Consider the following 11,268-nt stretch of genomic DNA (forward strand, 5'->3'; position numbering starts at 1 on the left):
GGAATAAATCCTTTTTTTCCTTTATATGCAACTTCATACCAATATGTTTTGGAGTTTCCGCTTTCAAAAATAGTTTCCGTTTTTGCAATGATTTTCACTTCAAAACCAATGCGCAAACGCGTTATTTCTTTGGAAGTCGTATTTGGTTGTTCACGTAAGTTTACATTATCACCAAAAACTGAATATGTTTTGTTTACTTTAAAATAATTGTATAGATCAATAAAATTTTCTGGCTGCTGTGCTTGAAGTTGTATGGCAGATAAGAAAAAGAAGAAGCATAATGTTTGTATTGTAAAGGTCTTCATAAAGCAAATATAGGTTAAATATTAGTAGTGGATTTGATGTGTTGCGCGTATTCAAATTGAAAATGCAGTCACACGCTTACTCCGTATTGTAAACATGTAGACTGCATTTCGTGGAGATATATTTTGGTGTTGCATTACAATTGTGTGAAGTAACGTTGATTGTCAAATTCAGTTTCTACATACGATAATGGATTGTTACGTTGCATCATTGGCTTTAAAATACAAACCGCTGTTGTTTTTCCTTTGATGATTACTTTTTGACCAGATTTGTACGCTTTCCATCTAAAATATTCGACTTTAATTCCCATGTCTTTAATGATGTTGTTGTACTTTTCGTTATCATCAATCCAATCCATAATTTCGTTTGCATTTGCTAATGCAGGTACATCTTCGTCGCCTGAAAATTCTATTTCCCAACGTATAGGAATGTTGAATTTGTATGAGAATGCTTCTCCTGGTTCGCCTTCTTCTTTGGTTCTGATCGCGTTTAACCAATGAATGTCTTCTAAAGGATATTTACGAATAAACTGTTTTGATAAATCTACATTTCCTGGTGATTGCGCTGTTGGATAATATCCGTAAAATACATTGGCTAAGTAATGCTTTTGAAACTGTCCGTTAAAAACGGTTGCATGCTGTGTTGCAAATACTTTTGGCTGATAATTTGCCGTAAACGTTTGCTTCAATACTTGTAATAATTGCTTGTTTTTCCCTAATTCAGAGGTGTGGAAAACGAGTTTGCTATTTGCAGCTAATACGTTTTGTAATTTTGGAAGCTTATTTTCCTTTAAACAATCTAGCAATGATTGTTGTGATAACAACTTCCCGTGAATGGTAGTTTCGAGTGATAATCCTTTTTTAGAATTTCCTTTATTTACAATATGAATTTCGCTGTAATCTTGTTCGTTGTGATTTTTATTCAACCATGAAATAATTTCTTGAAGCGAAAACGCATTGTCTATAATTTTATAATGTAAACCTTCAAAGTGTTTTCTTGCATCTTTATAATAGGTGCTTTCTCCTTTGTCGTATCCTGCAATAAATACCACTGCTTGTTTGGGAACTACGGCTTCATTTTCGTTCATTGCAGTTAAATTTCCTGTGTTTTCTTGTGGGGAACAAGCAAAAACTAATGTTAATACAAGTCCCATGAATGCTGCCATTTTTAGTGCTTTTGTGTTCATAGTGTTGTGATTTTAAGTGTTGTTTTTAATTTTATTTATGTCTTGTGTTTTGATTATTTGTATAAAAATCAGCTTGAACGATTTCAATCTGCTTTCGGATTGAAACTACTATGTGCATTGCATTTGAAAACCCACTCTTCAATACGTTGTTTTCATAGTACTTTTTGACAGCCGCCAAAAAGATTCAAGCTGATTTTTCCCAACTAACCAACCTAATTTATCTTTTTAATATGATAGATGCTTCTTGTCGTACAGGCAATGCAATATGTTGTAAGCGCATGCGTTTTGCCAATGTTGGACTCGAAATCCATCTGCCTTCTTGAAATAAATCAACGGCGTTTACTTTTCCTTCTGCATCAAATTGCATTTTGATTTGCGAATAGATATTCAAATATTTTTGAATCATTTTTGTTGCTGTTATATCGTACCACATTTGATGTTCGTTTTTAATGTTTATCTTTTTTTTGATGTGACTAAGATGACTTTGTTTCTTAATTACATTTCAAATGTAGTGGCAACTTCACGCTTTTTTGGAGTGCTTTTAGAATTCGTTGGTGTTAAACTAGAATTCGTAATGAAGGGTGGAAATTTGTAGTTTATTTATGGTAAAAGACACGAAAAAGAAGATGTGTGTCTAAATTGAATGAAGATTTTTATTTTAAATCGAATCGGATTCTTTTTAGTAATCTATCAGAATCTAAATCAATTTTTGTGCGTCCGTGTAGTAGTAAATCGTTTCGGAAGAGAATCAAGTCTCCTTTTTTTAGCTGTGTTTCAATTATGTTTTTTTCAAAAAGGCGATCAAGTTTGCTTAGGTATTTTTTCTCAGCATCATTTAATTTAGAAAAGGTTTCCATCGTAATTCTATCATAACAAATTTTATATCCATTATGCGTGAGGCTAAGAATGCTTCGAGATTGTCCTCTAAAATTCCATTTCTTTGAAGTGAGTTCTTGAATTTCTTCTTTTGATAATTGCTTTAGAATTTCTTCTAAAAATACAAACCTGCTTTTTCCTTGATTGTCAGTGGCAGGTTGTACACATAATAAACCTATACAGTTTGGAATTGAAGCAAAATCTGCACAATCTGTATGTAATGGGAAAGTTAAATTTGAATTGGCAATGGAAGTAAAGAAACCATTTTGTTTCTTTACTTTTACATCAAAAACATCTTTGCCGTTATTGTTTCTAATTTCTTTTACGCTGACTCCTAAAGGTTTTATAAATGTTTGAAGATCGGCATCAATTAAAGGAAAGTTTTCTATTAAAACAATTGTATTTCCTTGTTGTAAATCTTCAATGATAGACTGAGAAACTAAATCTTTATGATATGTATATTTAGTTACCATAGTAAATAGTCAAATTCATATGTAAGCTCAACTCACCATTGGAACCATTCTTTGGGAAATCTTTTATTTTTCGATCTAAATCTTCAACGAAGCTGAAATCAGTAAATTCATTTTTATGCTTGTAATAATACTTACAAGCTATTTTTTCTACGTTACCGTCCCATGTAACTTCTCTATATCGCGATATATTGGTAATATCGTGAAGTTTAGAAAAAAGTTCTCGTATAGGAGCGTTTTCATCAATATCAATACTATATATTTGTTTTATTGGTATTTTTTCGTTTGTATTATATGCGAAAACTTCTGCATCATCATCATAGTCAGTAAGGAAGTAAAATTCGATATTCATATTTTGCTAGTATTAATGGTACGTGTTAATTAATAAATCCAGTACTCATGTTGAAATAAATACTTAGTTCTCCATTCAATCCATTTTTAGGAAACTCACTTATTTTTTGTTCTAAATCTAGAATAGATTTAAACTTTAAAAAATCAGCTTGATGTTTATAATAATAGCTACACGCTATTTTTTCTGTTTCATCATCAAATAATACTGCTTCAATAAAGCGTTCTATTCCTGTAATATCATGAAGTTTAGAAAACAAATCTTTTATTGGTAAGTTTTCATCGATGTCAACAATGATAATTTCAGGAATTATATCTTCATGGAGTTCTGAGAAAAATTCAATATTCATATTTTTATTAGGAGTTGTATTCTGTGTGAAATTACTAAAAAAACAGGAACCTTTATTTGTTTTACATCGGAATGTTTTAAGAGAAAAATTTTTAGAAAGAAACTTTTTTCCCCAAATGTAAACCGTCTTTTTCCTATGTAAAATCAGCTTTTCAGCTCTTACACAGGGTTTTATGTCAAGATACTTTTGTTCCAAGAAATAATATAACCTAAAAACTAGAGAAAATCATGGGAACAATTAAATCAACTTGGGCAGGAACGCCCATTACGTTAGACGATCAGTTAGAAGATGCAGTTTGGTCGGGCGCACAAGAAAAACAAATGAAATTTGATGGCGGATTTATGCTTGCTAAGAATGACGCAAAGTATTTGTATGTCGTATTAGATGTTGTGAAAGATACGCACAACGATCCAGGAACAGGCGACTATTTTTGGTTTACGTTTGATAGAAATAAAAACAAAGCCATCACGCCAAATTATGATGTCAATTATGGAAATTATCCTGGCAATCCTAATAAAATGGGACGACAATATTATAAAGGTGCAGGACGTTGGACAGGTTTGTTGAATGAAGTACAAAAGTCGGAATGTAAAAGTACATTCGGAACTTCCCCAAATTCATCAACGCCACATAGAATCTGGAAATTTCGCTTTCGTTTGTCTGACCTAAAAGTGAACTTATTATGGTGGTGGTTTAGTTCGTATACGAAATTTGGTTTTAGAGTACATTCAAACAAACCAAATCTAAATTATGACACGCCAGCAAACTTTTTTAGAGATTTTTCAAAGTTACACACCTTGTATTTCTCAAGAAAACCTTCTATTTCAAATGCAGATTTAGGACCAATTATGGGAAGTGTCGGGTTAATTCCAACCACAAAAATTAATGCTGCAGGACGTGCAACAACCGCATCAAACTATTTTATTTATGCCAGAAATGCCGCTTTTGGCGGAAAGTTGAATGTGATTGGAAATCGCACCAAGATGGATCAATTGCCAGGAATGGACGCAAAAAAATACAAAGTATTTCACAGAAAAGGAACTTCGGGAGGATTTTCTGAGTTTGTAACTTCTTGGTATAATTATAAATGGGACGGTTCTGATTATGTGTTGGAAGCTGCTTCACCAGATAGTAATAAATTCTACAAAATGCCGAGTGCAGGTGTCGATTATTCGATAGATGATTTGTTGTTTCAGTTCAACTCCACAAAACTTGATACAGGATTGCATCAGTTTAAAGTGAAATTTTATAACAATGCAGGAGCCGAAGTTGGCGCAACAAATCCAGCACAAATTTTAACCATGTATATTGATAATAATGTGCCGGAAGTAAGTATCAATTCTGTAAAATATAAAAATGCTGAAATTGGTGCATGCGGAATTGTGAATTTACAAAACCCGAATGATGAAATCGTTGTTGATTTTGAAGGATACGATAAAGAAGGGAATTTATTAGATTATAGTTTAACTGCGCGTTGGGGCGAAGGCGACTCGAAGAATATTGTGTATAAAAAGTACGATCCAGTGACTACGCCAGGAAATTGGAAGGGAAGTCATCATATTACGGGAAGCTTTAAAGCAGCGACAACTTGCGCGCATTCATTTAATGTGTACGCCAGAGCAAGAACAACGAATGGCTACGGTTATGTTGGAAAAAATAGTACGTATAGATATGTGACAATTATTAAGTAATTGTAGCATCTTTAAAAAAAAGCGAAAAGGTTATTTAGCGCATTACGTCAAACTGAACTTGATTCAGTTTCACATAATTATTGATAATAAAACGTTGCAGTTCTGAATTGAATTCAGAATGCCGTTTCTTACCAATTTCTAAATAACCTTTTCCTTATTTTTCTTCTCTATTTACCAAATCCATGGAGAATGCTGGCAAACAAATAGCGATATATTCGCAATCATCCTCAAACGGATTGGAATATTGAACGCGTGTATTTTTTTCTATTTTGATAGATTGTCCCGCTTCCAAAACGATGGTTTCACCTTCAATAATAAATTGTTTTTTTCCTTTGATGATGTATGTGTATTCATCAAATTCAGGTGTTTGAAACGGTTCGCTCCCTTTTCGTTGCGCTATCATGTATGCAATGCTTATTCCTGAATTTCCATCAGTAGCATTTCCAAAATGTTCTTCAATCAGTTTGCCATCTGTAGTTGGTACTACAAACGGGCTTTTTTGAATTTGATATTTTTTATTCGGCATCTTTTGTGTCAGTATCTTTGGTTGCTTCGTGTTTCCAATTGATTGCAAATTGCTTGATTTTTGCTGCGTCAGGAATTTGAATGGCTTCAATGTTTAAATCCATGTCATAACGCAAATCTTCGGGCAATTCTTTTTTGTCAATCGTAAAATATTCTTGTCCTTCCACCGTAATAACAACAGTGCTTATTGTGTTGTAAATGGATTTAATTGTAAAGTTTTCACGAATGTCCTTAAAGGTACTTTCGAGCGAAATGCCTTTGGCACTTTTGTAACGTGAATCGTAAATTTGAATCGTTTTAATTTTTTCGTTTTCGTCGTGTTGTTGAGCAGGAATAAGTGTAAGCAAGTGTCTACCTCTTTTATCAAACACTAAATATTGATCGTTTCCAGCTTGCATATAATCGCCTTCGCCAATACGTTTTACGAGAGAATCTTTCGCAAAAAGCGAATCTAATTGCTTTACAGTACTATTTTTATATAATTTTCCTATTTGATTTTCTTGAATTAAAAATGGATCTTCTTTTGTGGTACAGCTTGCCATACAAGCAATGATAAGTCCAAGGAATGCAATTTTTTTCACGCGATTTTTGTTTATGTATTTTATTATTTGATAATTTTTTTGAGAATTCCGAAAATGCTTCTAATAAAAGTAGCACTTGTCAATACTTTTATGATTGGATTTTGTCGTGTACTCTTGCGACTCGCAGTTTTGGTATATTTTTTTTCTTCTTTTATTTTTTCTTTTTCGTAAACTGCTTCTGCCTTTTTAATTTTTTCATTCAGCATTTCATACGCACTTTTACGATCAATTTCTTCGTTGTATTTGCCAATTAATCTCGAATTGTTAATGACTTGTTTCAATTCTTTTGGCGTTAACACATCCATACGACTCATTGGCGCGCGCAACATCGTAGCTGCAAGTGGCGTAGGACGTCCTTTTTCATCTAAAGCAGAAATTAAGGCTTCTCCAATACCTAAAGAAGTCAATATTTCGGTAGTATCGTAGTATTCTGAATCTGGATAGTTTTCTGCGGTTAACTTGATGGCTTTACGATCTTTTGCCGTAAATGCACGCAACGCATGCTGTACTTTGAGTCCTAATTGTCCTAAAACGGCTTCTGGAATATCTGTCGGGTTCTGCGTCACAAAATACAAACCAATTCCTTTGGATCGAATTAGCTTTACAATACTTTCTATTTGATCTAATAAAGCACTTGATGCTTGTTTAAAGATTAAATGTGCTTCATCAATGAATAATACCAATTCTGGTTGTCCGCTATCACCTTGCTCAGGGAACGTTTCGTATATTTCAGCCAATAAACTTAACATGAATGTTGAAAATAGTTTTGGCTTGTCTTGAATATCTGTCAAACGAATAATATTAATATATCCGCGTCCGTTTTCGTCAATGCGTGTTAAATCGTCTACTTCAAAAGAAGTTTCGCCAAAAAATAAATCGGCACCTTGCTGTTCTAGTTCTATAATTTTACGCAAAATAGCACCTGTTGAAGCGGTAGAAATTCGTCCATACGATTCTTGGAATTCCTTTTTTCCTTCACCCGTAGCATATTGTAATACTTTTTTAAAGTCTTTTAAATCGAGCAAAGGCATTTTATTGTCATCACAGTATTTAAATACAACTGCGACAATTCCTGATTGCGTTTCAGACAAATCTAAAATTCGAGATAATAATACAGGTCCAAATTCAGAAACCGTAGCGCGCAAACGCACACCATCTTGATCTGATAGTGATAAAATTTCAATCGGAAAGTTTTTTGCTTCAAACGGAAAACCAATTTTAGCATGACGTTCGTCAATTTTTGGATGTCCAGGACTTGGTTGTGCAATTCCACTTAAATCACCTTTTAAATCCATTAATAACACAGGAATTCCTTTGTCTGAAAGATTTTCAGCAAGTACTTGCAATGTTTTGGTTTTTCCTGTTCCTGTAGCTCCAGCAATTAAACCGTGTCTGTTTAATGTTTTTAACGGAATTTTTACGTAGGCATCTGTAACGGTTTCTCCTTCATACATGGCAGCGCCCATGGTAATATAATCTCCTTTCGTTGTATATCCTTTTTCAATATGCTCAATAAAATTGTACTTGCTACTCATGTGTTTGAAAATTTGGGTTAAAAGTAAGCGATTTTGATGAAGTCTAAAAAAAATGCATTCAGATTTCCGTGAAAGTTATCCACTGAAAAAAATATGAAAAAGAAAAACATCCGCTTTTCTAAAGAAAAACGAATGTTTTATATAAGGTGAAATGCTATTTCTAGTATCTAATAATCTTTTTTGTAACGGTTAAGTTACTTTCTAGATCTGTAATTTTGATGAAGTATAAACCAGCAGCTTCACTACGCATAGAAAGTGTGTTGTTTCCTTCATTAAATGAACCTGATTGGATGCGTTGTCCTGTTACACTACTAATTTCATACGTAACGTTTGCGTAATTACGAACATCTACTGTGAAATCGGCAGCAGAAGGATTCGGGTAAATACGCAAGCTACTTGCCAATGCATTTTCTCCGACGCTTAATGGTTCTGTAATTTTAAATATATTAGCTACACTTGTTGTAAAAGATCCATCACCATTTACTATAATATTACCATTACCATCTTCCAAACGGTATGTTCCTGCTCCGTACTGACAGCAAATTCCGTCACCAAACGAATCATTTAATGTAAATGTATAGCATTCGTTTAAAAGTGTAATTGGAATGTCTGTAATTTCATCTGGTTGTGTTCCGTTAGTTCCAGTTGTAACATAAGGTCCACCGCTTCCAACAACAGTTCCGTTAGAATCTTCTAATGTCCAAGTAGTTTCATCTCCATAACTGTCTGGCGTAATAATAACGCTAACTGTCATTATTTCGAATCCAGGCGGAACCGAGAAATTTTTAACATTTGTATCGTTTGATGCAGACTCATCTGTAGTTCCATTAGGATTTGAAACAGTAGCTGTAAATGAATGTGCGCCTTCGCCAGTTACAGCAATAGGTGTTAATACAATATCTTCAAATTGATCAATTGCTAAACTTCCTGTCCAGTTAATTGTTACAGGCGTGTCACTATCTAATTGGTGCATAATTGTAGCACTTGTTAATTGATTGTTTCCTGCATTTCTAATTCGTAATGTAGGTGTAACAGTATCTTCACATAAATTATCTGGTACATTCGTTACAGAGATCGCTGCATCCGTATCAAATGTTTGTAATGGAGGAAACTGTTCTTGTGATATTGGATTTGTTCCTGCTGGATCTAACCAAAATTTTAATTGTTGCGAGTTTACTGAGCTAAAATCCCAAGAAACTCCAAATCGTCCATAAATATCAAAACCTCCATTATCGTTTGTTCCTGAACAAGCAGCAGAACCTCCAGAAAGTTTTCCGATGATTAATCCATCTTGATCAAATAAAGGAGAACCTGAAGAACCTTGCTCAGTTACACCTAAATCCCAGTCGGCAATTCGCCAAACTTCCGTTGTTGGGTTTCCATTAAAACTGGTTGCAATTCTTGTCGGGCTTTGTAAGTCAACACATACTTTTTGGATATCTCCACTTGGATGGTGTACACCAACTGTTAGTGAAGGAACAGCCGTTGTAGAACGATTCCATCCTGCCCAAACTAAATCGGCGCTGTTATTTGTAAAGAAAGCAGTATCTGTAATTTCTACCAAAGCCATATCAGACTCAGAGTTAGAAGCTCTTAAAATACCACCACTAGCAGTTTGTATAAAAGAGTTGTCTATACTAGGCGCGTTTGTAGCACAATCTGCAACAGATTCGTCACTTGCCCAGTTGAAACGGAAAGCCCATCCTGCAACAGAACCACCTAAACAATGATTTGCAGTTAAGAAATATGGAGTTCCATCGTTATCTGTATTATTTACTAAAGCACCAGTACAAAATCCACTACCAACAACGATCATGGCAACTGACTTTTTTACATCTTCTTTAATGTCGTGTGCAGCAGTGTTAAAAGCAGAAATATCGCAGTTAACATCTACATTACAAGCTCCAGAATCGTTTAATGCTTTTTCATTAGCACCACCTGGATAATTTAAAGTTCTGTATCCGTGTACTACGTTTCCAATATTTAATTGTCCTTGACCAATTACTTTTTTTGGCTCAAAATATTCTATCCAAAGATTTTCACCATCAACCATCCAAGTTCCTAAAATATCATCTGGATTGTTGTGTTCGTGTGTAAATACATTTAGTATTTGAGAACGATCGCCATTATAAATATATACTTTTGCGCCTACAGGAATTCTGTAACGATCAAAAATAAGATTCATTGTTAAAGCGCCTGGAGAGATAAAATTAATTCTCCAAATACGATCTCCATTTGGTAACTCATGCCATTGTCCAGCATTATCCAAACCAAAATCGACGTATTGATCGTATCCAAATCTCCAAGGAATAGACTTGTTTAAGTCGTTTACAGCATCTTCAGCTTTAAATGTAGCTAAATTGGGTTTTTGTAATTGAATTGGTGCCACTTTTTCAATAGAAGGAATTGTCCAACTTTCGGGAACGGGTCTTTGTGGATTTTGTGCTGAAACCTTTAGTATAAAGGTCAGAAGCACTAATAAAGTAAAGTTTTTCATAAGTAAATAGGTTGTGTTAGGTTTTGTTTATGATATTTTTTTGTCGGGAAATTAACAAAAAAATAACATTTATTGTTGTTTTTTTTAAATTTGTGACAATATTTTTTGGTTGAATCTTAATTGTTTAACAAATTCATTTACAAAAATACATTTTATATTTGTTTTTTGGAATACTCTTTGAAAAGGAATATTCTTGCAAAGCCTACCGCACTTAATTTTATATATATGAAAAAAATCTTTATTGTAGCTATTCTTCTTACTTGTGTACAAACAACCGTTGCACAAACACCGTATATCGATAGCGTAAAGCAGTACTTGACTATCAATGGAACGCAACAACAATACGAAGGTGCTATTGATGCTATGTTTAGTATGTTGAAGAATCGTTTTAAAGAGTATAAAATCTCTGAAACTATATGGACAGCACTCGAAAATGATAAGCAAAAGTATGTAGAAGATATAAAATCAGTACTAGTTTCTGCGTACAAAGCTTATTTTACACTAAACGATATTAAGAATATGACTGTGTTTTACGAATCTACAGCTGTAAAACAAATGCGATCCGATAAAACAAAACTTACAGATACGCAACGACAACAAATTATGAATTTTTACGATTCAGAAACAGGCTTAAAAATGATTGCTAGTAGAGATGGATTGGCAAAAATTGAAGGCGAAATTTCTCAGCAATGGAGCGGCGATTTGTATAAAAGCGTGCTTAGTAAATTGGCTGAAAAAGGATATAGTTTGAATTGATTTTAGACTGCTATCGCTTTTAGATCGCTTTGCTCTTAGAATGTTAGACACGCTTTGCTTTGGTATCGGCTTCGCCTGTTAGATTGCTTTTCTCTTGGTATTTTAATAAGTGAATTCTCGTATGAAACTTTATTTTCAAATTACATATCG

At 33.7% G+C, this 11,268-nt stretch carries 12 protein-coding genes; 2 read left to right on the forward strand and 10 right to left on the reverse strand.

Translation table 11 applies throughout. The features are described 5' to 3' along the window. From AB8B65_RS00035 to AB8B65_RS00060, 6 genes are all read right to left on the reverse strand, one after another. Window positions 1-305 (reverse strand): SH3 domain-containing protein (locus AB8B65_RS00035; protein ID WP_405298736.1); only part of this gene is annotated, 305 nt, incomplete at its 3' end. A gap of 134 nt (window positions 306-439) precedes the next feature. Next, a complete protein-coding gene (locus AB8B65_RS00040; protein WP_405298737.1) occupies window positions 440-1,489 on the reverse strand; it encodes a hypothetical protein in 1,050 nt (349 codons plus the stop codon). A gap of 217 nt (window positions 1,490-1,706) precedes the next feature. Then, window positions 1,707-1,922 carry a hypothetical protein gene (locus AB8B65_RS00045; protein WP_405298738.1) on the reverse strand — a complete coding sequence of 72 codons (216 nt, stop codon included), beginning with the start codon at window positions 1,920-1,922 and terminating at the stop codon, window positions 1,707-1,709. Between the two features lie 220 nt (window positions 1,923-2,142). Further along, a complete protein-coding gene (locus AB8B65_RS00050) occupies window positions 2,143-2,838 on the reverse strand; it encodes a TauD/TfdA family dioxygenase (protein ID WP_405298739.1) in 696 nt (231 codons plus the stop codon). Continuing rightward, the gene (locus AB8B65_RS00055; protein ID WP_405298740.1) at window positions 2,828-3,187 is read right to left on the reverse strand and encodes a hypothetical protein; all 360 of its coding nucleotides are present in this window, start codon (window positions 3,185-3,187) and stop codon (window positions 2,828-2,830) included. The genes AB8B65_RS00050 and AB8B65_RS00055 overlap by 11 nt, the downstream gene beginning before the upstream one ends. Window positions 3,188-3,212: 25 nt before the next feature. Beyond that, window positions 3,213-3,533: a hypothetical protein gene (locus AB8B65_RS00060; RefSeq protein WP_405298741.1), complete on the reverse strand. Its 321-nt coding sequence runs from the start codon at window positions 3,531-3,533 to the stop codon at window positions 3,213-3,215. Between the two features lie 227 nt (window positions 3,534-3,760). On the opposite strand from AB8B65_RS00060, the gene AB8B65_RS00065 reads away from it, so the two are divergent. Then, entirely contained in the window at window positions 3,761-5,224 is a 1,464-nt protein-coding gene (locus AB8B65_RS00065) for a hypothetical protein (protein ID WP_405298742.1), read from the forward strand. Between the two features lie 154 nt (window positions 5,225-5,378). Here the strand turns inward: AB8B65_RS00065 and AB8B65_RS00070 are convergent, their stop codons facing one another. The 4 genes from AB8B65_RS00070 to AB8B65_RS00085 form a co-directional block, all read right to left on the reverse strand. Next, window positions 5,379-5,750 (reverse strand): cupin domain-containing protein, encoded by a 372-nt coding sequence (locus AB8B65_RS00070; protein WP_405298743.1) that lies wholly within the window; start codon window positions 5,748-5,750, stop codon window positions 5,379-5,381. Next, window positions 5,740-6,330 carry a hypothetical protein gene (locus AB8B65_RS00075; RefSeq protein WP_405298744.1) on the reverse strand — a complete coding sequence of 197 codons (591 nt, stop codon included), beginning with the start codon at window positions 6,328-6,330 and terminating at the stop codon, window positions 5,740-5,742. Before AB8B65_RS00075 ends, AB8B65_RS00070 begins: the two co-directional genes overlap by 11 nt. A gap of 23 nt (window positions 6,331-6,353) precedes the next feature. Beyond that, window positions 6,354-7,865, reverse strand: a complete 1,512-nt coding sequence (locus AB8B65_RS00080; protein WP_405298745.1) for a helicase HerA-like domain-containing protein — start codon at window positions 7,863-7,865, stop codon at window positions 6,354-6,356. Window positions 7,866-8,025: 160 nt separating this feature from the next. After that, window positions 8,026-10,362, reverse strand: a complete 2,337-nt coding sequence (locus AB8B65_RS00085; protein ID WP_405298746.1) for a T9SS type A sorting domain-containing protein — start codon at window positions 10,360-10,362, stop codon at window positions 8,026-8,028. A gap of 225 nt (window positions 10,363-10,587) precedes the next feature. Between AB8B65_RS00085 and AB8B65_RS00090 the strand changes: the two genes are divergently transcribed. Next, complete coding sequence (locus AB8B65_RS00090; RefSeq protein ID WP_405298747.1) at window positions 10,588-11,118, forward strand: DUF2059 domain-containing protein; 531 nt, start codon at window positions 10,588-10,590, stop codon at window positions 11,116-11,118. The last annotated feature ends 150 nt before the right edge of the window (window positions 11,119-11,268 follow it).

It is taken from the genome of Kordia sp. (assembly GCF_045105435.1).
Taxonomy (GTDB): Bacteria; Bacteroidota; Bacteroidia; order Flavobacteriales; family Flavobacteriaceae; genus Kordia.

Excerpts from the sequence above, each read along its gene's own strand:
- AB8B65_RS00040 (WP_405298737.1), bottom strand. The coding sequence starts at position 1,489 with ATGAACACAAAAGCACTAAAAATGGCAGCATTCATGGGACTTGTATTA.
- AB8B65_RS00045 (WP_405298738.1), bottom strand. The coding sequence starts at position 1,922 with ATGTGGTACGATATAACAGCAACAAAAATGATTCAAAAATATTTGAAT.
- AB8B65_RS00050 (WP_405298739.1), bottom strand. The coding sequence starts at position 2,838 with ATGGTAACTAAATATACATATCATAAAGATTTAGTTTCTCAGTCTATC.
- AB8B65_RS00055 (WP_405298740.1), bottom strand. The coding sequence starts at position 3,187 with ATGAATATCGAATTTTACTTCCTTACTGACTATGATGATGATGCAGAA.
- AB8B65_RS00060 (WP_405298741.1), bottom strand. The coding sequence starts at position 3,533 with ATGAATATTGAATTTTTCTCAGAACTCCATGAAGATATAATTCCTGAA.
- AB8B65_RS00065 (WP_405298742.1), top strand. The coding sequence starts at position 3,761 with ATGGGAACAATTAAATCAACTTGGGCAGGAACGCCCATTACGTTAGAC.
- AB8B65_RS00070 (WP_405298743.1), bottom strand. The coding sequence starts at position 5,750 with ATGCCGAATAAAAAATATCAAATTCAAAAAAGCCCGTTTGTAGTACCA.
- AB8B65_RS00080 (WP_405298745.1), bottom strand. The coding sequence starts at position 7,865 with ATGAGTAGCAAGTACAATTTTATTGAGCATATTGAAAAAGGATATACA.
- AB8B65_RS00085 (WP_405298746.1), bottom strand. The coding sequence starts at position 10,362 with ATGAAAAACTTTACTTTATTAGTGCTTCTGACCTTTATACTAAAGGTT.
- AB8B65_RS00090 (WP_405298747.1), top strand. The coding sequence starts at position 10,588 with ATGAAAAAAATCTTTATTGTAGCTATTCTTCTTACTTGTGTACAAACA.